General features: G+C 61.0%; 16 protein-coding genes. 5 read left to right on the plus strand and 11 right to left on the minus strand.

Annotation, left to right across the window (positions count from 1 at the left end; all coding sequences use genetic code 11):
- Positions 1 to 58: 58 nt before the first annotated feature.
- The 8 genes from ACIX9_RS19420 to ACIX9_RS19455 form a co-directional block, all read right to left on the minus strand.
- Positions 59 to 865, minus strand: coding sequence for a hypothetical protein (locus tag ACIX9_RS19420; RefSeq protein ID WP_013572794.1), 807 nt, complete (start codon positions 863 to 865; stop codon positions 59 to 61).
- Between the two features lie 79 nt (positions 866 to 944).
- Positions 945 to 1994: a DUF6807 domain-containing protein gene (locus tag ACIX9_RS19425; protein WP_013572795.1), complete on the minus strand. Its 1050-nt coding sequence runs from the start codon at positions 1992 to 1994 to the stop codon at positions 945 to 947.
- Complete coding sequence (locus tag ACIX9_RS19430) at positions 1987 to 3354, minus strand: Gfo/Idh/MocA family protein (RefSeq protein WP_013572796.1); 1368 nt, start codon at positions 3352 to 3354, stop codon at positions 1987 to 1989. The genes ACIX9_RS19425 and ACIX9_RS19430 overlap by 8 nt, the downstream gene beginning before the upstream one ends.
- Positions 3355 to 3450: 96 nt before the next feature.
- The gene (locus tag ACIX9_RS19435) at positions 3451 to 6909 is read right to left on the minus strand and encodes a TonB-dependent receptor (RefSeq protein ID WP_013572797.1); all 3459 of its coding nucleotides are present in this window, start codon (positions 6907 to 6909) and stop codon (positions 3451 to 3453) included.
- A 405-nt stretch (positions 6910 to 7314) separates the two neighbouring features.
- Positions 7315 to 7947: a response regulator gene (locus tag ACIX9_RS19440; protein WP_013572798.1), complete on the minus strand. Its 633-nt coding sequence runs from the start codon at positions 7945 to 7947 to the stop codon at positions 7315 to 7317.
- Between the two features lie 111 nt (positions 7948 to 8058).
- On the minus strand, positions 8059 to 9036 hold the full coding sequence (locus ACIX9_RS19445; protein WP_013572799.1) for an NADP-dependent oxidoreductase: 978 nt from the start codon (positions 9034 to 9036) through the stop codon (positions 8059 to 8061).
- Positions 9037 to 9199: 163 nt separating this feature from the next.
- Positions 9200 to 12238 (minus strand): sensor histidine kinase, encoded by a 3039-nt coding sequence (locus ACIX9_RS19450; protein WP_013572800.1) that lies wholly within the window; start codon positions 12236 to 12238, stop codon positions 9200 to 9202.
- Positions 12213 to 13310 (minus strand): LamG domain-containing protein, encoded by a 1098-nt coding sequence (locus ACIX9_RS19455; RefSeq protein ID WP_013572801.1) that lies wholly within the window; start codon positions 13308 to 13310, stop codon positions 12213 to 12215. The genes ACIX9_RS19450 and ACIX9_RS19455 overlap by 26 nt, the downstream gene beginning before the upstream one ends.
- 158 nt (positions 13311 to 13468) lie before the next feature.
- Here ACIX9_RS19455 and ACIX9_RS19460 point away from each other — a divergent pair, with 158 nt between their 5' ends.
- Positions 13469 to 15613, plus strand: coding sequence for a mechanosensitive ion channel family protein (locus tag ACIX9_RS19460; protein WP_013572802.1), 2145 nt, complete (start codon positions 13469 to 13471; stop codon positions 15611 to 15613).
- A gap of 88 nt (positions 15614 to 15701) precedes the next feature.
- A complete protein-coding gene (locus ACIX9_RS19465) occupies positions 15702 to 17594 on the plus strand; it encodes an APC family permease (RefSeq protein WP_013572803.1) in 1893 nt (630 codons plus the stop codon).
- An 18-nt stretch (positions 17595 to 17612) separates the two neighbouring features.
- Here the strand turns inward: ACIX9_RS19465 and ACIX9_RS19470 are convergent, their stop codons facing one another.
- The 3 genes from ACIX9_RS19470 to ACIX9_RS19480 are packed head-to-tail and all read right to left on the minus strand — an operon-like array spanning position 17613 to position 19367.
- Positions 17613 to 18356 carry an OmpA/MotB family protein gene (locus ACIX9_RS19470; protein WP_083808532.1) on the minus strand — a complete coding sequence of 248 codons (744 nt, stop codon included), beginning with the start codon at positions 18354 to 18356 and terminating at the stop codon, positions 17613 to 17615.
- On the minus strand, positions 18356 to 19159 hold the full coding sequence (locus ACIX9_RS19475; RefSeq protein ID WP_013572805.1) for a flagellar motor protein: 804 nt from the start codon (positions 19157 to 19159) through the stop codon (positions 18356 to 18358). The genes ACIX9_RS19470 and ACIX9_RS19475 overlap by 1 nt, the downstream gene beginning before the upstream one ends.
- Positions 19152 to 19367: a flagellar FlbD family protein gene (locus ACIX9_RS19480; protein ID WP_013572806.1), complete on the minus strand. Its 216-nt coding sequence runs from the start codon at positions 19365 to 19367 to the stop codon at positions 19152 to 19154. Before ACIX9_RS19480 ends, ACIX9_RS19475 begins: the two co-directional genes overlap by 8 nt.
- A gap of 408 nt (positions 19368 to 19775) precedes the next feature.
- On the opposite strand from ACIX9_RS19480, the gene ACIX9_RS19485 reads away from it, so the two are divergent.
- The 3 genes from ACIX9_RS19485 to ACIX9_RS19495 all read left to right on the plus strand — a co-directional run bounded on the left by ACIX9_RS19485 (position 19776) and on the right by ACIX9_RS19495 (position 22567).
- Positions 19776 to 20594 (plus strand): flagellin, encoded by an 819-nt coding sequence (locus ACIX9_RS19485; protein WP_013572807.1) that lies wholly within the window; start codon positions 19776 to 19778, stop codon positions 20592 to 20594.
- Between the two features lie 146 nt (positions 20595 to 20740).
- Positions 20741 to 22090, plus strand: a complete 1350-nt coding sequence (gene fliD / locus ACIX9_RS19490; protein WP_013572808.1) for a flagellar filament capping protein FliD — start codon at positions 20741 to 20743, stop codon at positions 22088 to 22090.
- Positions 22091 to 22096: 6 nt separating this feature from the next.
- On the plus strand, positions 22097 to 22567 hold the full coding sequence (locus tag ACIX9_RS19495; RefSeq protein ID WP_013572809.1) for a flagellar export chaperone FliS: 471 nt from the start codon (positions 22097 to 22099) through the stop codon (positions 22565 to 22567).
- The last annotated feature ends 20 nt before the right edge of the window (positions 22568 to 22587 follow it).

Below are 22587 nucleotides of genomic sequence, written 5' to 3' on the forward strand. Positions count from 1 at the left end.
CTGATCGAAAGGACTTGGGGCAATCGGTCGGAGCGTTGCGCCTTCTACCGAAGCGCTTTTAGGACTTGGGTTTCGAACCGCCGTGAACTCGTTTGCCGAAGACGAGGCCCACCGTAGTTCCGATGCGTGCGGAGTCGTTGCTGACGCCGAAGCGCAACCCACCGTCGATACCGAAAGCGTCGTTGAACTGGTGATAGAAGCCGCCGAAGAGATAGGTGCCCGGCGGCGTGTTGGACTCCGAGTTGTTCTGCCCGAAGACCTCCGCGTAGACCCGTGTGATCTTCGACGTGTGAAAGCTGAGTGCCAGCGACTGCTGTCCTCCATAGCTACATCCGGCCTGGGTCTGGCAGTTGGCCTGGACGATGGAGCCATTGAGCATGACGTCGATATTGCCGTCTTTGCCGTAGTGATGATTGATAAGGAAGACAGCCTGCTGGCCGTAGTTCTGCAGAGCGGTGCCGGAGGCGGTGGGCAGCTCCGCCTCATACTGTACGGCGATACCAGGCGCGGGGCGATGATAGTCCTCTTTTTTCAGCTCCACCTTGCCGCCGATGGTGATGGTCCCCACGCCATTGGCTGCGCCAACATCCTGCTGGATGTGATCGAAGTTGGACCAGCCGAAGTCCAGGCGGAGACGTGGGAGCGGGGTGTAGTAGATGGAGGTGGCGAGCGTCTGAAGATTGCCGGGTGGGTTGCGCGGATAGGCATCGTAACCCTGCTCCACCTGGATGACCCCGGCATCCTGGATGGTGGCGCTGTTAGCGATGGTAGGGCGCGAAGGGCTGAGGTTGAGATCCTGCGCGGACGCGGACAGAGACGGGAAGAAGCTGAACGATGCGATAAAAACGATTGATCGGGGGACCATGAGCAGGTTAGATGTGCTGTAGTAGCGAAAAGAGGGTAGCCGCAGATGAGCGGCTGCCCTCTTGCACTGATGAAGGCGTTTAGTTGTACTCAGCGTCGTAGGCCGCGCTCTCCTTGTTCATCTCCGCGGTGATTGCGCTATGGGAGAAGATGATGACGCGATACTTGAAGGTTGCCGACTGGCCCTTGGCGATGGTGAACTTATGCTCCGGTGCCTTGGGGTCGAATATATGGTCGCCGAGCGGGTTGGCGGCGAAGAGACCGTAGCCGCGTGCGTGCCAATAGGTGGGATAGCCGGGATTGCCCTTATGATCGAGGATCGCAATCGACAGCGTCTTGCCGTCCGTGGTCCCGGTGAGCGTACACCATTTGCCGCGGGTCGACCAGACCTTCTCACCTTCGACTCCTTCGCTGGTCCGATAGACGCCAGTCGCGCCGGATGTATCGACGGCATCGACCTTGGTGGGCCGGCCCTCGGCATCCATGAAGATGCCGCCCTTCTCGTTCGGCGACTCCAGGAAGTGCGCGACGCGGATGCCGAGAACGCCTTCCTTGTCGTCGTTGAAGACGGCCTGGTCGAGCGCCTTCAACGTAGTCACGCGGTCGATGATGCGGGCGTCCCCGCGCTTGATGAAGACGTAGCGTGTGGTTTCTTTCAGGATGTCCGTGCCCTTGCCGGTGGTCCAGGTCGATTCGACCGTGAGCTCCCCGCGATCCTTACCGCTCTTGGTGGACACGATGCGGTCCTGATGGATGGAGCCCATCTTCTCGCGGTCGGCCTCCTTGATGGCGTCAGAGTTGTTCCAGAAGTCGAAGCCGTTGACGTTGCCGTAGTTGAACCACATGCCGGCGTGGTGCGGGTGATCGACGCGTTCCTTCGGCCGCGGCTCCAGCGGATACCCACGTGTGACAGTAACGCCGTCCGACGCGATCAGCGGATAGAGCACAGGCTTCTTGAGCGAGGTGGGCCAGACGTAGGAGGTGAAGCGTTCGCCGTCGATGGTGATATCGACACGGCGATCCGCCTCGTTGGGCGTGACCTGCACTCCCTTCCCTGCCTGCGCTTTGAGCGCCGACACAGACATAAGCAGCGCCACAGATGCGATGCCGAAGATGCGTCGGCTATACATGCTTACCTCCGGCGACGACCTGCTGGGTCTTGTCGTCGAAGGTGACGCGCGTTCCCGTCTGCATGGCCGCGATGCACATGCACAGTGCGATGGAGTGGCTGTAACCCGCTTCAATGCTGGCGTTGGGCATCTTGCGCGAGCGGACACACTCCATCCAGTTACGCATATTGGCGCCCGTCTCTGGATCGCCTGAGCCGGTGTTGGCATCGGTTGAAACCTTCTCGCTGTGGTCGTCGAGGGAGAAGCTCTTGAGCAGCTTCGGCTCCATCTTCATCTCAGCCGCGTACTTCGCGGTGAGGCCGCCGTTGGGCGTGACAGTGCGCTTGTCCATATCCAGCATGCCGCCGGTGGAGTAGTAAAGCTCCTTGACGCCGCCGGCGGAGTTCGTCTGGCGTGTGCTGTAGACGACTTGGAAGCCCTTCGTCGGATCGTCCAACGGGCCGTAGTCGAAGACCGCGGTGAGAGTGTCCCAGTTCACGCGGCCATCCTTCCAAGCGTAGATGCCGCCATTGGCGACGACGCTGCGCGGATGCGGCAGCCCGGTGAACCAGTGGACCGTATCGATCTGGTGGACGAGCCACTGATCCGGCAGGCCGGAGGAGTACGGCCAGAAGAGGCGGAACTCAAGGTACTTGCGCGCGTCGAACGGAACCTTGGGCAGGTCGAGCTGGTAACGAGTCCAATCTGTATCCTGCTCCTTCAGCAATGGCACCACATCCGGACGACGCCAGCGCCCGGGCTGGTTGACGTTCCAGCTCATCTCCACCATGACGATATCGCCGAACTGACCGCTGTTGATGTACTCGTACGCCTTCTGGTAGCCGGGCGTGCTGCGGCGCTGCGTGCCCACCTGCACGATCTTTCCGGTCTTATGCACTGCTGCGCGGAAGTTGCGTGCATCCGGCATGGTGTGTGCGGTTGGTTTTTCCACGTAGGCGTCTCGACCAGCGTTGACAGCCTGGATGCCGTGCTGCGCATGCTGGAAATCAGCCGTGGCAATGAGGACCGCGTCGACATCCTTGCGGGCATAAAGCTCTTCGTTGTTGCGGACGGAGTCGACCTTATTTCCAGTCTTCTCGCTGAGCATAGCCGCACCCTGATCACGCCGCATGTTCCAGATATCGGAGACGGCAACGAACTGGAAGTTCAATTCCTTGGCATGGGATAAAAAAGCCGGGACGAGCGCGCCTTTCATGCGGTCGCCACAACCGACGATGGCAGTTCGGACACGGTCGTTGGCACCGACAATGGCGGCGTAGCTGGAGGCGTTCCAGGAGACCGTGGCTCCGGCTGCAAGGAGGCTGCTGGTCTTGAGAAAGTCCCTGCGATTGGTGTTGAGGTTCGTGTCTTTCAAATCCATCTTGCTCTCCTGAGGCTTTTGTTCTTGTTTGAACTGATGGGAGGGAAGATCTAGCCGCTCCGTGGGCTGCACATTGCAACCCACAGAGCGGAGAACTTAGAAGGTGATCTTGGCCGCCGCCTGGAAGATGCGAGCGCCGTAGTTGTTCACGGTTGAGGTGATCTGCCCGAAGGTGCTGGACAGGATCGAGCTGCTCGATCCTGCAAAACCAGTGCTTCCCGGACCGGCGAAGTTGGGATGGTTCAGCACGTTGAAGGCTTCAAACCGCAGATCCAGCGCAAGCCTGTCGTGGATCGGGAAGATGCGGCTCAAAGAGCTGTCCACCTGCAGGAAGTCCGGTCCACGGAAAGCGAAGCGCCCCGAGTTACCAAACGTTCCAGTGGCGTTCGCAGAGAACGCGGAGGGGTTGACGAATTGCGTGAAAGCAGCTCCGCTGGTTCCTGGCGCAACCACCTTGGTGTGGGTAAATACTGTGTTGGGATTGATCAGGTTCGCGCGGTCATTGTTCACGGCAGTCAGGGAATTATCCTGTCCTGCTGTCACCGTGAACGGCGCGCCATCGGTGATATGTACCAGGGGCGAAATCTCCCAGTTGTTGATCAACTGCGCCTTCCAGCCTGTCAGAGCAAAGTGGCTCGATGCCACGATGGTCGTGTTGAAGACATCGCGATAGTCGAAGCCACAGTTCGCCCTGTCTCCCTTGATGTTGCTCGGGTTCTGAACGCTCGTGCCTGCAACATCCGCGGTGTTATCCGAAATATCGATGCAATGCGACCAGGTGTAGTTCGCAAGGAATACGAACGTCGAAGACAGGCGATGCTGGATCGTCGTCACCATGCCGTTATAGCTCGCGTTTGCACCGGGCTTGATCAGGATCGAACCGCCGCCGCCACCGGAGTACTTTGGTCCCTGCGTCGCATTCGCAAGCGTGAGCGCATAGCGTGAAGCCGTGTTGCCAAGCGAGGAACATGGCGTTCCATTGCAAGTTCCCGGGATGTAGACTGCGGCATCCAGGGGATATCCATAAGGCAGGAAATCGGTCCTGTTGCCGATATAGTCGATCTGGAACTCCCAGCCTTTGCCGAACTCCTGCTGCATACTAGCCGTATATTGGATCGAATACGGCGAGTGGAACTGCGGAGTCAGCACAATGTATTGGCCGCCGTTCGGGAAGACCGTAGCCGCCGTAGGCTTGAAGGGTTGCGGAAACGGGTTCGTCGTCTGCGTGCCATTCGACCATGGATTCGTGAGGCTCAAAGGCACGTTGACTGGCGTATTGGCGATCGTCTGCGCAAATGGCGGATTCTGATTCGTCCGCTGGCCCGTGAAGAAGTTCGGCTCATCATAGACCAGGGCTGCGCCGGCACGAAACACCGTCTTGCCCCCGCCGGTCGGATCGAAGGTCACACCGACACGAGGTGAAAACTGGTAAGGCGAGTTCTTCGTAAACGCCTTCGGTACTCCCGGATCACCATAGAACGAGCTTCCGGCCGGAGCGTTCGGATAGACGCTGCTGATCGTGCCGGCAAGGAGCCCGGCCATGCTGAACTCGCTTCCACGACCGAAATAATCCGCCGGGAAGAACTCAGGGTCCCAGCGAACTCCCGCTGAAAGGACCAGCCTCTTCGTCGGATGATAGACGTCCTGGACATAAAGGCTCGGAATTGAACCGCGCAACGCGTTCTGCTGTGCCTTGCTCTGTTCGTATCCGCTCATGGAGCCTGTCAGGAAGTCCAGGTTGGCATCCGCGCCTGTGCCGCCCGCGCTCTTGCCCGCAGGTCCCTTCTGGCTGTAGGTCCCGGAAAAGGTGAACTTACCGTCAGATTCATAAATGTTGGAGATGTTGAGCTGAGACCGAACGAACTCGCCACCGAAGGCAATCTGATGCTTTCCGATGAGCCAGTTGACATCGTCGCTGAAGGAGAAGGTGTTGTCGTTGAAGTGGGCAACCGCGCAGGTTCCGCAGTACGTGCTGAACTTGTTCGTTACAGTGAGCAGAAGCCCCGGATCCACAGGCACATATACGTTCACGCCGAGTGTGGTTGGGCTGATACCGGTCGCTGCAGGCCCACGATTATCCCTGCGCCGTGTCGCCGTGGCATGGAACGCATTCACCAGGTTGCTGTTGATGACGAACGTCTCGCCAATCGTCAGACCCTGTGCGCGCTCGATGTTGCCGGGCTGCGTCGTCAGCAAAACGTTGGTGGGCGAGAAGTAGGCCGGGCTGGTGTACCCATCCAGCAGGTAGCGGCCATACAGACTGTTCCGGGCATTGATCGTCGCATCCACACGCGAGATAAATTGGTTCTCCTGAACCTGCAGCGGAATCGCGTACGTCACCTTGCCGCAAGGGTCACTCGTGGCAGGCAGGTACTTCAGAAGAGCGAGCGCCTGCGGATTGAAGGCGGTTGGACTGATCTGGTTATTCGCCAGGACTGCGCCCGTCTGGGGATTCAGCAGTTGAAGACCGGTCTTCTGGCAGTTGGGTCCGTCTGTTACAGAAAAGTCACCGGCCAGATTCGCCGCCGTTGGAACAAACGCAGTCGTCGAAGCCTGGGTCGATGACTGATTGGTGCGCTGATAGCCGCCAAAGAAAAACAGCTTGTCCCGCATAATCTTGCCGCCGATGGTCCCGCCAAACTGGTTCTGGTGCAGGGTATCTTTGGCGCTGCAAGTGGTAGCAGGTGCAACGATCTTGCAGGTGGAAAAGAAGTTGGTTGCGTTGAGATAGTTATTGCGCAGGAACTCGAACGCCGTCCCATGCCACTGGTTGGAACCAGACCGTGTCACCACGTTTACCAGGCCGCCGGGATGCAGGCCGCTCTGTGCGCCCAGCGCCGTCGTCTCCACGCTGAATTGGCTGACCGCGTCCGGAAAAGGGAACGGCAGATTGATGTTGGTCATGTAGTCGTTGTGGTCCCCACCGTCCAGGCGGTAGTCGGTCTGATTACCCTGACCACCTGCAACTGAGACGACAGCCGACGTCGCAAAAGTCTTGCTTCCCTGCTGGTCGTTGTTCTCGTTCGCGTTGACTGAGCCGCCCGAGAGCGTAATCAACTGCGTCATCAGGCGACCGTTCAGAGGCAATTCGGTCACGGTCTTCTGATCGATGGTCTGCTTGAAGGAGCTATCCTCGGTCTGCAGCGCTATGCCGGTGGCCTGGACTTCGATGGTCTGGCTTTCCGTTCCAATCGTCAGCGAGACGTTGACCGCGATGCTGCTGCCAACCTCCAGCGCGATGTTTGATTGTTTGTAGCCTTGGAAGCCTTTGGCTCCCACCTCAACCGTGTACGTGCCAACGTCGAGATTCGGGAAGCTGTACGAGCCATTGCCTTCCGTGACCGCGGTGTGTTTGGTCTGGGTCGCCGTATTCGTGGCCGTGACCGCGGCGCCCTGGACGATGGCTCCCGTCGCGTCGACAACGTTGCCCTGAATGTTTCCGGTGCCGGCAGTCTGTGCGTTCGACGCCACTGCGGTGAGCGAGAGAGCCAGGAGAAAGAGAACGACGAACCGCCCTTTTGCCGTCCAAAGCGAATTCCAGATGCGTGCTGTCATATTGCCTCCGAAGCGAGTCGAGCAGGTGCAACTCACGGATCATGATCCGGTAACGGAACCAGGCCGGAAGGACGTCGCCGTCCAAGGCTTGAACTCTTTCATTACCGGAATCTGTCCTGATTAACTTCGTGCGGAAAGCTACAGTGGTCATACCGCATTAGTCAAGATGTCGTCGAAAAAGAGTTCTTCGGGCGACACGGCAAAGCCCACCCGCTAGGTACGGGCGGCCTTGCGGGCGCAGGAATGAACCAGCTTTCTTGCAGATTGCTGTGGGAACAGAGATTTATCTGGAGATCGGGCGGCGGAGAGTAGCGGCGGCCCGGGAGAAGCTCATACCGGAGGGGTAGGTCGGACCACGGCCGCGCGGAAGGGGTCTGCAATCCAGCCATAGGTCAGCATGTCGGTTCAGCCCATGTCGAGGAAACCACGCCGCAGCGCGATCATCACCGCGTGGGTGCGGTCGCTGGCGCCAAGCTTGGAGAGGATGTTCTTGATGTGGCCCTTGACGGTGTGTTCCGACAACGTCAGGTTGCTCGCAATGATCTTGTTCGAGTTCCCCGCCGCGACATGGCGGAGGACCTCAATCTCACGTGCGCTGAGAATATCGTCACCGGCGTGCTCCGCCATCTCTGCCGCAATCTCCGGCGGAATACGCCGCTGCCCTGCATGAACGCGGCGGATGGTGTCGATCAGTTCCGCGCGCAGCATGCTCTTCAGCAGGTAGCCCGAAGCACCGGACTTGAACGCACGTAGCGCCTGCACGTCCCCGGCATAAGTCGTCAGCACGATGATCCGCGCCGCCGGGAATTCCTTGCGAATCGTGACGATGGCCTCAATGCCGCTGGTCTTGGGCAGCCGAAGGTCCATTAGGGTGATGTCCGGCAGATGAGTGCGGAAAGACAAGATGGCCTCGTCGCCATCGGACGCCTCCGCCACCACGGTCATTCCAGGCTGCGCGTTGACGACGCCGGAGATGCCTTCACGCAGCAGAGGGTGGTCATCCACAGTGAGCACACGGATGGATTGTGATGAGTTCATGCTGAAATCTCCTTGACTTTGAATCTGAGGATGCCAAGCCCGGAGACCTTGAGAATACACCCTATGTTCGTAACCCGACGTTGCTCTCGCGGTCGTAGGAATGCTTATGAGTCAGACGCGACGGGAAGAGCTGTTTCGTGTGCCGACATCCTTCTCCTCAAAGTCCGGCATCAACAGCACGACCTTGCCACGTCCATCCTTCCGTGCGATTCGTCCGCCATAAGCGTCCGCGGCGGCGCTAAGCGGCACAGCTGCTCCGACGAACGGACGGAGAGAGCCGCCGTCGATCAGAAGTCCAATATCCAGCAACTGTTCCCGACTCGCGTCCACGATAAAGAAGGCCGCCTTAATCCGTGCATCCTCAACGCCCTCACTCTGCGCCGCGACGGTGATCGCGCGACCGCCGGCACGAAGCAGAGGCCAGGATCTCTGGAGCGTCTCGCCACCGATAGCGTCGAAGAGGACGTCCACCGGTTCAATCTGATCTTCAAAACGCGTCGCCCGATAGTTGATCACCTCATCCGCCTTGAGCGAGGTCAGAAAATCCATATTCGCCGCCGAAGCCGTCGCAATCACCTCCGCGCCATGCAGCTTCGCCAACTGGATCACAAACGTCCCGACGGCTCCCGCGCCGCCGTGTACCAGAACCCGCTCTCCGGCCTGGAGATCGGCACGATCGAAGAGAGCCTGCCATGCGGTCAACGCGCCAATTGGCACCGCCGCAGCCTCTGCATAGGACAAGGTACGTGGTTTTGGCGCCAGGGTTAGTGGCGACGCGATACAGTACTCGGCCGAGGCGCCCTGCGAGAACCAGTCATTCATGCCAAAGACCTTATCGCCCGGAAAGAAGCCATGCACCCCCGCCCCAATCGCCTCCACGATGCCGGAAAACTCGTGGCCCGGCACGACGCCGATCCTCCGTTCTCCTTCTTTGGTATGGGTGGTGGGGTACCAGAGTAGTTCGCTGGGCGTCACGCCGGCGGCGGCGACCCGCACCAGAATCTCGCCCCGGCCGACAAGCGGCAGGTCAACATCTTCTAAATCCAGTTCAGACGATCTGGACGGATCGGCCAGGCGAGCGGCTTTCATCAGCGACCTCTTCTGCCGCCTGAAACCCGGATCGGCATTCCCTACCGGTGCAGTTGTGGCAACAGCTACTACAACGTAGCAGCCCTCCCAGACCACGGACAGACTCCTCAGGATCGATCCGGACCCACCCTTTTTGGGTGTTGCGCGACCGTGGCATCGCGGGTTACCACAAGCGAAATCTGTCCGCCTCCTTCGTCCGGCCTCCCCAGGGCTCGTCAGGGTAAGCGATGCCCGCGGGCACGTTGAGCACGATGCGAGTCCCCTGTCCCAGCCGGCTGATGATCTGCAACCGAGCGCCCATGCGCTCGGCCCGCTCCCTCATCCCCAGCAGACCCCAATGTCCTTCGCGGCCATGCGAGACGGTGGCCACATCCATGCCGGTTCCATCGTCCGTCACCTCCAGCCCCAGGCGGCCGCTCATGTACTCCAGCCGCACGGTGACGTGTTCGGCATCGGCATGACGCCAGGCGTTGATGACGGCTTCCCGCCCAATGCGACTGACCTCTTCATAGATTGCGGGACGCAGCGTACGGTACTCGCCTTCCACCACCACGACGTAGCCGGTGGCCTCCGCCTCATCCACCTCCAGCACCAGCTCACGGAAGATCTGCTCCAGCCGAGGCGTCGACGAGCCATCGAACGTGCGCAGCCCCTTCACGGCCTGCCGCGCCTCTTCAATCACCCGCTCCATGATCAGAAGCACACGTTGCAGCGACCGTTGGACAGGCGACTCGGAAGGCAAGGCCTCAGCCGTTACATGTAGATGAAGCGACGCACTGATGAAGCCCTGCAGCAGGGTATCGTGCAGTTCGCGTGCAATGCGCGTCCGCTCCACCAGCCGTTCGTCAAAGCGCATGTTCGCCTGCGTGATCAGAAACTGCATGCGACGGCGGTAGATCCAGATGGAGATGAGCGTCAGCGTACACAGGCAGAGAAGCTGAAACTCCCAGCGCTGCCAGAGCATGGGCTCCACGCGGAAGGACAACATGCCTTCCTGGGCGTTCCAGCGACCCTCGCTATTAGCCGCCACAACGCGGAAGCGGTATCGCCCGGGCGGAAGGTTCGTATAGACCGCCTCCAAGCTCTCCACGACTTCGCTCCAGGCCTTATCGAACCCATCCAGTCGATAGCGAAAACGTACCCTCTCCGGCGCCCGCAGGTCCAGGCCGCTGAACTGAAAGACGATGCGTTGGGTATTGGGAGAGACGCGCACGTCGCCCATTAAATTGACCGCCACGCCATCGGAGATAATCTCCTCGACGTGCGGAATGGCAGGCAGGAGATGCTCGCCCACCCCGGATGAGGTGACGGAAAGACCACGGCCGGTGGAGATCCACACCCGGCCCAGGCCGTCGTTCACCACGGACCGAAAGCGCCGTACCCCCTCTGTGCTGCGCAAGCCGTCCTGTACACTGTAGCTGCGGATAGTCTCCGGATTGAGGTTGCCCGCCAGAAGAGCAGCCCGCGGCGCACTGAAGATGTGCAGCGCAGTGGCGATCCAGAGGAGCCCACGCTGATCGACCCCCATGCCCAGCACCGGCTCCTTACCCAGCGGCGATCCGCTGAAGCTGTGGACATGCCCCTTGTCCACGTAAGCCAGCCCATCCGATGTGCCGACCCACATGGCGCCGGCTGAATCAGCCAGCAGCGAGAAGACCTGCTGCGAGGGCAGGCCATCCTTGACCCCGAGGGAACGCCAGCTTGTGCCGCGCAACACATTGACTCCGGCAGGGGATGCAAACCACATCGCGCCGGAGCGATCCTCTTCAATCGCCGAGATGGTCTCGGACGAGAGTACGTTTCCATCAGTCCGAGCCTCGATTTTGCCGTTAACCAGGTGGCTTGCGCCCCGCGTCAGCGTGCCGGCCCAAACGCTGCCATCCCGCGACGCGCGCACGGAGAAGACGCTATCCTCGGCCAACCCGTCCGCGTGCGTCCAGGTTTGGGCCGTGAAGGTATCGCCAGAAGAATGCAGCCGCGTCAGGCCGCCCTGCTGCCTGCCCAGCCAGAGATTGTCGCCGGAGCCATCAATGGAATAGACAATGTCTTGGTTGAGCCCGTCCGCAGTCACCGCATGAATGGCGTCATCGCGCATCCAGAACAGTCCGCCGGTAATCGGTGCGAGCCACACACGACCATGGGCATCCACGTACGTCGGGCCGAACTGCTCGCCGGATGGCTGCTCGGCGTCGCCATAGGTGATCAGCGGACTATCGCGAAGCCGCTCCAGGCTGCCGCCGTTGCCGAACCACAAATCGCCTTCGCGATCCTCCATCAGGGCCGTGACCGCCTGATCCCGTTCTCTTGCATTCCTCTGCAGCCAAGCCATCCCAGCCGTGTTGTAGCGCAGCAGACCCTTTGAGGTTCCGAGCCACAGATTATGGTCGCGATCCTGCACCATCGCCAGGATCTGCAGGTGATCGAACTCCGCGGGAAACGGCACCGTCACCACCGTCTGCCCGTTCCATAAGCCGAGCCCATTGTCGGTTCCAATCCACAGGTGGCCGTCCGGCGTTGGAAGCAGGCAGTTGATCTTCCGGTCGGGGACGCCGGTCACCGCCGGTTGCAGCGTGCCGTCCTTCCAGCGGAAGAGACCAATCTCCCGCGTTCCGAGCCAGACCGTATCGTCAGTCGTCTGTGCCACCGAGATCAGCAGCGAACCTACACTAGGCCGCAGCCGCGTGACGCCGCCCGTGGTCACCTGCATCCCTCCGATCTTGAGTCCGGTGGCCAACAACCCGCCGCGATGCCCCGGCGCAATCGCTGTCAGACTCGTCTCTCCTTGGTTCACCGGAAAACCCAGCGTGAAGCGTCCATCGAAGTAGCGCAGCAGCCGAGCATTTTCCGCCCGAATCCACAACGCGCCATCCACATCCACGGCCAGGCTAATCACCCTTTCGATTGGCGAATACTCAGGCGAAGGTGGTTGCTTGGGCACGAAGCGCAGTCCGTTGAATCTCATCAGGCCGCGATCCGTGCCGATCCAGAGATAGCCAACCGGGGTCTGCGCTATAGCGTTGACGTGCCCCACCGCCAACCCCTGCTCCGCTCCCCATTGCTGAAGAAGATACTGTGCCATCGGGCGCGTTCCATCCACTGCGCGGGCCACGCCATGCAGCAGCAGAATCAACGCAAAGAGCAGCAGGCAGCGGAGGACGTGCAGAGCGGTTCGGCGGCTAGGGCCAGAACTGGAAGTTTTCAATCACCACCTCCGCCTCTTGCCGCAAGCCAACCTTTGCAAAGGGAAACTCGCAAAAATTGATATAGGTGTTTTCTCCGCTCGAGGCCGGAATCCCCGCTGTGAACGTCCACGTCGATACCGGCTTTGCATGCGGATTGCTCCCCTCCGCCGTCGTAAAGACCGCGCTGCCCGGCATCCAGTGGAAGGACGCCGTGATCTCGCCGGACGGAATCTCAAAGCGATAGACGTTGGCCGGAATGTAATACGGCTGGATCAGGTACTCGCCGTTTTTGTTCTCCGGATTTCCCATCCGGCTGATGTGGATATCCATCTCCCGGTAGTTCTGATCCGGAGAGCGATCGGACCACGTAAAAAATCCTAGGCTGGCAGAGGCATCCAGCTTGCCGACATCCTGCACCGTGAACCGATACGTCCCATAGCCCAGGTTCCGAATCGTATGAATCTCTGCGCAGGCCGCCTTGGTTCCCACGCGCGAAACCCGCAGATGAAGCGCTCCATCCGAATCGAGCCACACATTCTTCGTCAGGTACTGATGATCGATTCCGCCGTTGTTGCTGATGGTCGATCGAACCTCCCACTCATATCCGCCAAAGTGGATCGTCGCAGCATCCACGCGAGTTGGCTCGAATCGGTTCTTCGACGCAGCAGTGATGGCCACCGCCAGGATCTTGCCCCCAACCTTCGGAAGCTCCGGCACCATCTTCTGGTAGTCGTAGTCACCCTTCGTCAGCACCGCCGCATAGTCCGTCCCCAGGTGGGACGAGTTGCTCCAACTCCCGTCCGCCGCAATGACCGTATACGGGATATAACCGTACGGCTGTATCCACCACTTGCCGCCGGAGCGTGCATACAGCAGAATGCGTGAACCCTCCGCCGGCCCGGTGACCCGCCCGGAGATGACTCCGCTCGTGTCCGCACCGCCCAGGCTCGTCTTCGGAACCTGGGTAAACGTGATCTTAGTAGAGGGACGCCGGCAGCTCGTCAGAGCGAGGCACAGCAACGCCTCCGTCCCCAGGAGTATGCTCCACCGGGGCCGCCGGCTCTGCCCGGAGCGCAAGATCCACTGCATCATGCCAAAACACCAAAACCGAGGACTACGAAGGATTCCATCACACCCATTGGTTTCACACACCCCTCATTCGAGTAGAAGAACACGGATTCACACCGACACCACCCGCAGCGCAACTCGACCCTAAGAACCCACGGCCGCAAAATTGGCGTCTTATACCCATGGGTCTTTCCGCAGTCAGCACCAAGCCAGCCTCCCGCACGCTCCGTCGAGTCCTCCTCACGGCTACCACCGCCGCCCTCACCTGCGCCGCCGCGCTCCTCGCCCAGGCCAGCACAGCCGCCGCTCCAACGCCTCAGACGCCTGCACCTGCACCCCAGACAGCCGCGCCCACGACAAAAATCACGACGCCCACCACTCCCACCGTGCCGCTCCAGGTCCCACCCGCCAACTTCGATCTCGAAGCTCGCAGCAATCAGGTCCTGGCCCATCTCAGCGCCGTCATCCGCTACTACCGCACCGCCGTCACTCCCATTCAGAAGGTCGGTGAACCCACCGACGCCCTCTATCGCGAAGAGGCCGTCAGCGACGCCAAGCTCATCGCCGCCTACGCCTTCCAGTCCGGCATCGCGGAGGCCAAGCTGCTCGCCGCCTACCAGAAGCAACAGCCCGACACCCCGAACGCTGCCCCGTCCGACGGCAAGCAACCCCCCGTCGGCGAGGCCCAGAAGCTCCAGACCACGCTCATTGGCGTCAATAAACGCACAGAAGATCTCAAGACCCAGCAGAAGACGCTCGAAGATCAGCTTCAATCAGCGAAATCAGCAGAGATCCCCACCCTCCGCGCCCAGATCGAGCAAGTCCAGGGAGCCCTGCAGCTCAACGTCGCCATGAGCGACGCCCTCAGCAAGATCGTCAGCATGTCTGACACTCAGGGCCAGGCTGGCCTCGCCGGAGATATTGAGCAACTCTCCCGCACCGCGCCAGAACTCACCGATCCCAAATCCAAGGTCGTTCCCGCGCCGCTTGAAAACCTCAGCGCAGCCCGTTCCGCCGGCGTCAGCAGCCAGGCCACCGTCCTCTTCCAACTCCTCTCCACCCGGCGTGATATTGACCAGTGGACCCAGGAGACCGACGCTCTCCACGCCCAGGCGCTCGCCCTCCGCACGCCCGTCACCGATACCCTCCGTGGCACCATCCGCAAGGGTCAGGACCTCTCCCAGCAGGCAGCCGACGGTACCATCGCACCACCCCCCGCAGCCCCATCCGCAATTCCTGCGGTCAAGCTCACCGCAGCCCAGGCTCAGGCCGCCCAGGCAGCCGCGGCAGCAGCAGGTCTCGCTCAACTCAAGCAGACCCGCGCCACCTTTGACTCCATCACCGCCACCTTCAAGGTCCTCAGCGATGCCGCCGTACCGCTCAGCCAGGAGATCATCACGCTCGAGCAGTCACGCGCCAACCTCGTGGCCTGGCGCCTCGCCGTAGACTCCGAGTACCACAGCGTCATGCGCTCCTTGTTACTTCGCATCCTCGTCATCGCCATCGCACTCGGCGCCCTCTTCATCATCGGTGAGGTCTGGCGTCGTGCCACCAGCCGTTACGTCCATGACCTCCGCCGCCGCCGCCAGTTCCTCGGCATGCGGCGCATCGTCATCGGCTTTCTCAGCGGACTCGTCCTCATCCTGGGCTTCGTCAACCAGTTCAACTCACTGGCCACCTTCGCAGGCTTCATCACCGCCGGTATCGCGGTCGGCCTCCAGACCATCCTGCTCTCGGTCGCGGCATACTTCTTCATCATCGGCCGTTACGGCGTACGTGTCGGAGACCGAATCACCGTCGCAGGGGTCACCGGAGACGTCATTGAGGTCGGACTCGTCCGCTTCTACGTCATGGAACTCGCCGGCAACGGTCTGGAGCTCCAGACCACCGGGCGAGTCGCCGTCTTCTCCAACGCCATCCTCTTCCAGGCCGGAACCCCTCTTTATAAACAGATGCCCGGCACCGATTACGCCTGGCATGAACTGACCGTCAAGCTCCAGGATTCGGCCGATTACCGCCACGCCGCAAAGGTCCTCCTTGGCGGCGTGGAGAAGATCTACGCCGGCTACAAGCAGCTCATCGAGCAGCAGCACCGCAACGTCCAGGCCGGTGTGGACGCCGCCATCGACGCACCCACCGTAGAATCCCGCGTCCTCCTCGTCGATGGTGGCCTCCAGCTCCTTGTCCGCTTCCCCGTCGAGATTCGCGACGCCTCCCTCGTTACCCAGCAGGTCTCGGAGGCCCTCATCGCGCTCATCCAGGGAGATGAGGCCGTCAAACAGGCCGTCGCCGCCGCACCCGTCATCAAGGCAGCGGTAAAGGGGTAAGCTTGAGAGCGTCTGTGCCAAATCCAGCATCCCACGCACAGACGCTCCCTGTAATCACGAAGGAGCAGGACCACGTCAGGAAAACGAAGTGACGAAGACCGCCCTTGCCGATTGGCTCCTCTCTGACATTCGCCTCCCCAAAGGCGTTCAGGGCCACCCAGAACCCGAGCACCCTTGGTGGCGCGTCATGTGCCTTACCGGGGTAGATTACTTCTCCACCCTCGGCTATCAGCCGGGCATCGCCTTCCTCGCTGCGGGCTTCCTCTCTCCCATCGCCACCTTCGTTCTGGTCCTGGTCACCCTCTTCGCCGCGTTGCCCCTTTACAGCCGCGTAGCAGAGGTCAGTCCCAACGGTCAGGGCTCCATCGCCATGCTGGAGCGGCTCTTTCCCCAGTGGGGCGGAAAGGTCTTCGTCCTCGTCCTGCTCGGCTTCGCGTCGACTGACTTCATCATTACCATGACCCTCTCGGCCGCCGACGCAGCCGCCCACTTCATCCACAATCCCTTCGCGCCCCACTGGCTCACCAGCCAGATGCTCGTCACCCTGCTCCTGCTCGCCGGGCTCAGCGCCATCTTCCTCAAAGGCTTCAAGGAAGCCATCGGCATCGCCGTTGTACTGGTCGGGGCCTACCTGTTCCTGAATGCCATCGTCACGGTCGTAGCCTTCAACGTGCTCTTCCACCACCCGGAGGCCTTCCCCCGGTGGAAGTCCGCAGTCCACGAGCATCACCCCAACATCCTCGGAATGATCGGTCTCTCCCTGTTGCTCTTCCCCAAGCTCGCCCTCGGCCTCTCCGGATTCGAGACCGGCGTCGCCGTCATGCCGCTCATCGCCGGCAAGGACCTGCAGGATCGCATCCACAACACCCGCAAGCTCCTGGCCACCGCCGCCATCATCATGAGCGTCTTCCTCATGGCCACCAGCATCGTCACCACCATGCTCATCCCGCGCGCCGCCTTCGCGGAAGGTGGGGAAGCCAGCGGCCGAGCCATGGCCTACCTCGCCCACCAATACCTCGGCAACGGCTTCGGCACGGTCTACGACATCTCCACCATCCTTATCCTCGCCTTCGCCGGCGCGTCCGCCATGGCCGGCCTGCTCAATCTCATCCCGCGTTATCTCCCCCGCTTCGGCATGGCGCCGGAGTGGGCTCTCGCCTCGCGGCCCCTGGTCTTGGTCTTCATGACCACTGCCGTATTCGTCACCATCGCCTTTCACGCGGACGTCAATGCACAGGGCGGCGCCTACGCCACCGGCGTCCTGGTCCTCATCACCTCCGCCGCGGTCGCCGTCACCATCCACGTCTGGAAGAAGCCGCTCCTGCGCTTCGCCTTCGCAGCTATCACCGTCATCTTCATCTACACAACCGCGCTCAATATCTACGAGCGCCCTGAAGGCCTGAAGATCTCATCCTTCTTCATCCTCGCCATCATCACCACCTCCGTCGTCTCCCGAGCCATGCGCTCCACGGAGCTCCGTATCTCGGAGGTAGAACTCCTCCCGGAGGCCGTCTCCATGCTCGCCGAAGACGAAGACCAGGTCATCCGCCTCATCGCACGCAGCCCCAAGGAAGAGGAAGATAAGCACTGCGCGGATGAACTCGACGCACTCGACGCCTTCGTCCGCACCCGATACGGCATGACCCCCACCGAGTGCCTCTACTTCCTCGAGATCGAACGCATCGACGCCTCAGAGTTCGAACACTGTCTCTGCATCGAAGCCCGCCGCGTCGGCCGCCATCGCATCCTCTGCGCCAACAGCCCCGTCGTCGCCAACTCCATCGCAGCCTTGCTGATGCACCTGGAAGAGACCACAGGAAAACTTCCCCATGCCTACTTCAAGTGGAAGGAAGGCAATCCCGTCGTCAACATCATTCGCTTCATCTTCCTGGGCGAAGGCGACACCGCCCCTCTCACCCACGAGGTCCTGCGCCGCGCCGTCCCCAACCCGGATCGCCGCCCCATCATCCACGTCAGCTAGAAACACGTCAGCTAGAAATCAGTGCAGCTTCTCTTCCCGGCTGCGCGGCGATAGAACCACCAGGTCCACTCGCCGATTGCTCCGCCGCCCATCCAGCGTCGCGTTATCCGCCACCGGGTGGTACGGCCCATACCCCGCCACCGAAATCTTCGTCGGCGGGAATCCCGCCTCATCCACCAGAAGCGAGAGTACGCTCATCGCACGCGCCGTAGAAAGCTCCCAGTTCGACTGGAACTGCCCGTTATGAATCGGCTGGTCGTCCGAGTGGCCCTCCACCCGCACCTCCAGCCCATCCTCCATCAACACCTTCGCCGTATCCTGCAGCTTCGCCGCCGCACCCGGCAGCAGGGTAGCCTCCCCAGAGTTGAAGAATCCCAACTCCCGCAGGCTGATGATGAAGCCGTCCGCTGTCTGCTGCATCACGATCTCGTGCTTGTCGATCGCATCCCCCAGCACTCCCTGCAGCTGCTGACTCAACTTCGCCGTATCGAACCGCAGTGGATCGGCGCTCTGCGTCGGCCCCCTCAACTGATCCGGCACCGGTGTCTCCGGAGCCGTCTCCGTCTGCGCCGCGCTCATCGAATCGAAGCCCGACCGGATCGCCGTTGAAACAGTCCGGATCGCCTGCTTGCTATGCCACGAGTAAGCGAACAGCACTACGAACACCGCAAACAGCAGTGTCACAAGGTCTGCATACGAGATCAGCCACCGATCATGCGATGGCCCCGCCTCTCCCAACTCCGCTCTGCGTCTCCGTTTCACTAGGTCGTCATCTCCGGTTCAGCCCGCCCCTGAGCCTCCGAAGGCCCTTCCGTCAGATAAGCCTCCAGCCGCTGTCTCAGCGCACGTGCACTCACGCCCTCCATAATCGAGACCACAGCCTCAAGCGTCATCTCCCGTACAAGCTGACGCTCCCGCATCCGAATCTTCAGCTTGCCCGCCAGCGGCAGAAACACCAGGTTCGCCAGCCCGATGCCATACAGCGTCGACACAAACGCCACCGCAATGCCCTTCCCAATCTCTCCGACATTATCCATACGCTGCATCACCTGGATCAGCCCCAGCACCGCACCGATAATCCCCAGCGTAGGCGCAAACCCACCCGCGGCCTCCAGCACCTTGGCCACGCCCGCCTCGCGCTCATGCCATACATCCAGATCCACCTCCAGCGTGTCCCGCAGCTCGCGGACCCCCACCCCATCCACCGCCAGCATCATCCCCTTACGAAAGAACGGGTCTGCTATCTGTGGCAGATATGCATCCAGCGCGAGCATCCCCATCCGCCGCGCCTGCAGACACCAGCTCACCAGCTCTTCCACCAGCTCCCGATTCAAAGGCTTCGCATCCAGCAAAGCATGACGCAGCTCTTTAATAGTGGAGCGGATCGTCTGCATCGGGAACTGGATCATCACTGCACCCAGCGTGCCGCCAACCACAATCAACGCAGCCGTCGGCTGCAGGATCTGCCGCACCGTCCCGCCATCCAGCAGCAGCCCCGCCACAACGCCGGCTCCCGCCAGCATCACTCCCACCACCGTACTCTTATCGATCTGTCGTTTACCCATGGGTCGTATCGACTCCCAATCCCAGGCCCATCCGTACAGCATGTTTGAAAGCGATCACCTTATCGATCAACTCCTCAAGTCCTTCGCGTATGACAAGCTTGTTGCCGGTCGTCAAGGTGATCACAGTATCTGGAGTCGCTTCCGCATGCTCAATCAGATCGCTGTTGATCGCAAAGACCACGCCGTTAAGCCCCGTGACTGCAACCATCGTGTTAGTCCCGCTTTCATCAATCGCTCAGACCGCGCACATCCGCCGCGGTCTCACCATGACAAGTGCAAGTCTCATGCCAAAGCCACAGCTTCTCTACAAACTGTTAAAAGCGCATAAAACCCTTATATTGACAGGGTTTTATGCACCTGCCTCATTACAGTTCTTCCCGATGAGAGCTTCATGAGACCTGTCGTGGCACATAACGTGCAATGAACCCATATGCTGCGAACCAACGCTTCACATTCTCAGCAGGCAACTCCTTGCAGAAAGTTTCATCTGGGCCCTGAACGCAATTGCAACCCGTACCGATAGAGTTCCTGCAGCAAGATGGCTAAGCCCTAAAGAGCGATGCTCAGCAGTGGCCAAACAAGTTTAGAAATCTAAAAACCAACAAGGAGAAACACCATGTCACTCAGCATCCTCAACAACATCTCCGCTCTTCAGGCAGAGAACCAGCTCTCCATCACAACCGCAGCCGCCAACAAGAGCCTGCAGCAGCTCTCCTCCGGTTCGCGCATCAACTCCGGTTCGGATGACGCCGCCGGTCTCGCCATCTCGGACGGTCTCAACGCCAACGTTGCCGCTCTCAACCAGTCCTCGCTCAACGCCACCAACGCTGTCGGTTCGCTCCAGACCGCTGACGGCGCGCTCGCGCAGGTCACCGCTCTCCTCAACCGCTCCGTAACGCTCGCCACCGAGGCGTCCAACACCGGCCTCAGCTCCGCTCAGTCCACCGCCATCAACAACGAGTTCCAGGCTCTGCTCACGCAGATCGGCAACATCGGAACCTCCACCAACTTCAACGGCACCGCGGTATTCGGTTCCACCGTCTCCGCCTTCACCTCGGACGGAACCACCAACGGCACCGTCAGCATCGGCGGCGCGGTTGCGGCTCTCACCACCACCTCGCTCGGCCTCAATGCCTCCACTCTCGCCACCTCCTCCGGCGCGCAGGCTGCTCTGACCGTCATTACCGCAGCCATCTCCACCGTCTCGGCTCAGCGTGGCACCCTCGGCGCCACCGTCGAGCAGCTCCAGGCCGCTTCCACCGTCGACACCAACGAGAGCCAGAACCTGGTCTCCGCGTCCAGCAACATCACCTCTGCTGACATCAGCACGGTCGTTGCCAACGACACCAAGTACAGCATCCTTCAGCAGACCGGTATCTCCGCTCTGCAGCAGGCTAACCAGCAGGCTCAGACCGTTCTGAAGCTCCTGCAGTAAAAAGCACGGGCGGCGGCCGCTCAACCCAGCGGCCGCCGCTTCTTTTTCTTGAGTCATCAAGGCATAAGCCTTGAGCCAAGCATCCAGAGGCGCTCTCCACCTGCCTCCCGCATCCGTCCGCAAGCACCCAGGAGGGCCCGGCTCCGATGAGCACTACATCCTCAACACTCAATTCGGTTCTCTCTGCGCTCGGCGGTTCCAACGGAATCGACGTTACCTCGACCGTCGCCAGCATCCTTTATGCCGACCGTGCGCCGGAACGCGCCTGGCAAGCCCAGCAGACGACACTCGCCACGCAGACCGCGGCCATCCAGCAGATCGAGAGTGAATCCTCCTCTCTTTCGGACGCGCTCAGCGCCCTGCAGAGTTCCACTGGAGCCCTGACCTCAGCCGCCGCCACATCCTCCAATAGCGATGTGGTCACCGCTACCGCAGTCGCCGGAACCCCTGTCAGCAGCCATCTCATTGTTGTCAACAGTCTTGCCGCCACCGGCTCCTGGTACTCCGACCCACCCACGAGCAGCACCGCTACGCTGACGGCCGGCAGCTTCGACATCACCATTGGCGGAGCCACAAAAACCATCTCGGTCAGCAGCTCGGACACGCTTGCCACCGTCGCCGCCTCCATCAACAGCCAGTCGCTCGGGGTCACCGCCAACGTCGTCACCGATAGCACCGGCTCACGCCTCGCACTCGTCTCCACCACCTCAGGAACTGCCGGCGACTTTTCCATCGGCAACGACAGCACCACGACGTTCAAGCGTGCTAACACCGGCACCGACGCCTCTCTCACCGTCGACGGCGTCCCGATCAGCAGCTCCTCGAACACAGTGGAGGGCGCCCTCAGCGGAGTCACCCTCAATCTGGTCGGCGCTGCGCCCAACTCAGAGATCTCACTCAACGTCGCTCCGGACACCAGCTCCATCACGGATGCTGTCAACACCTTCGTGACCGCGTACAACACCCTCATCACAGATGTGAACTCGCAGTTCAAATACGACAGCAGCACGGCCACCGCCGGCACGCTGCAGAGCGATAGCGCCGTCCAGGGCCTGCAGTCCGCCCTGCTGGCTGCGACCAACTATAGCTCTGGTTCCGCCACACTTTCCAATCTCAACGCCCTAGGCATCAGCACCAACGCCGACGGAACTTTGACCCTTAACTCCACCCTTCTCGGCGTCGCCGTTCAGAGCAACAGCGCAGCGGTCACCAACTTCTTTCAGGGATCGGCGTTGGACGGATTCGCCGCCTCCCTCACCTCCACCCTCAACACCTACACCGATCCTACCCAGGGTGCCTTTACCGTCGATCTCAAGAGCATCTCCAACGAGTACAGCGACCTGAGCGACCAGACCAGCACCCTTGAGCTCTATCTCGCCTCGCAGCAGATCATCCTGACCGCACAGTACAACGCAGCCGATATCGCCATCCAGCAGCTCCCACAAAAACTCAAGCAGATCCAGGCTCTGCTCAACCCCAACGCCAGCTCCTCCTAAACTCCTATGACAAACTTGGCTTCTCTCGAGTATCGGCGCGCGGCCACCCAGCAGGCATCAGTTGTCGGTCTGGTCATCGCACTCCACGACACCCTCATCGGCAATCTTAAGCGCGCAGCAGACGCGATGGATCGCAATGACATCGCAACCCGCTGCGACCAGCTCATCCACGGCTTCAAGGTCATCACCCAGCTTGAAGCCATGCTGGATAGAAACAACGGCGGCGCGGCGGCCGTCAGCATTGAGCGCTTCTACAAGCACGTCCGCGCGCAGATGTTGAACGCCCAGTTCAAGCTCGATCCCGCCATCCTGCGCGATCAGGTCAGGGTCGTCATGGAGGTTCGCCAGGCTTGGCAGCAGGTCGATAGCGCCCCCATGGAAGCCCGCCGCACCCAGCCCAACTACCCGTCCGCTCCGGTGGAGATCCTACAGCCGATCGAGACGGAAGCCCACACCTCCTTCTCCTGCTCCGGCTGATCTTGGTCGGAAACACAAAC

This window comes from Granulicella tundricola MP5ACTX9, from assembly GCF_000178975.2.
Classification (GTDB): domain Bacteria; phylum Acidobacteriota; class Terriglobia; order Terriglobales; family Acidobacteriaceae; genus Edaphobacter; species Edaphobacter tundricola.

Coding starts and splice junctions, on each gene's coding strand:
- ACIX9_RS19420 (WP_013572794.1), bottom strand. CDS start 865: ATGGTCCCCCGATCAATCGTTTTTATCGCATCGTTCAGCTTCTTCCCG.
- ACIX9_RS19425 (WP_013572795.1), bottom strand. CDS start 1,994: ATGTATAGCCGACGCATCTTCGGCATCGCATCTGTGGCGCTGCTTATG.
- ACIX9_RS19430 (WP_013572796.1), bottom strand. CDS start 3,354: ATGGATTTGAAAGACACGAACCTCAACACCAATCGCAGGGACTTTCTC.
- ACIX9_RS19435 (WP_013572797.1), bottom strand. CDS start 6,909: ATGACAGCACGCATCTGGAATTCGCTTTGGACGGCAAAAGGGCGGTTC.
- ACIX9_RS19440 (WP_013572798.1), bottom strand. CDS start 7,947: ATGAACTCATCACAATCCATCCGTGTGCTCACTGTGGATGACCACCCT.
- ACIX9_RS19445 (WP_013572799.1), bottom strand. CDS start 9,036: ATGAAAGCCGCTCGCCTGGCCGATCCGTCCAGATCGTCTGAACTGGAT.
- ACIX9_RS19455 (WP_013572801.1), bottom strand. CDS start 13,310: ATGATGCAGTGGATCTTGCGCTCCGGGCAGAGCCGGCGGCCCCGGTGG.
- ACIX9_RS19460 (WP_013572802.1), top strand. CDS start 13,469: ATGGGTCTTTCCGCAGTCAGCACCAAGCCAGCCTCCCGCACGCTCCGT.
- ACIX9_RS19475 (WP_013572805.1), bottom strand. CDS start 19,159: ATGGGTAAACGACAGATCGATAAGAGTACGGTGGTGGGAGTGATGCTG.
- ACIX9_RS19480 (WP_013572806.1), bottom strand. CDS start 19,367: ATGGTTGCAGTCACGGGGCTTAACGGCGTGGTCTTTGCGATCAACAGC.
- ACIX9_RS19485 (WP_013572807.1), top strand. CDS start 19,776: ATGTCACTCAGCATCCTCAACAACATCTCCGCTCTTCAGGCAGAGAAC.
- fliD (WP_013572808.1), top strand. CDS start 20,741: ATGAGCACTACATCCTCAACACTCAATTCGGTTCTCTCTGCGCTCGGC.
- ACIX9_RS19495 (WP_013572809.1), top strand. CDS start 22,097: ATGACAAACTTGGCTTCTCTCGAGTATCGGCGCGCGGCCACCCAGCAG.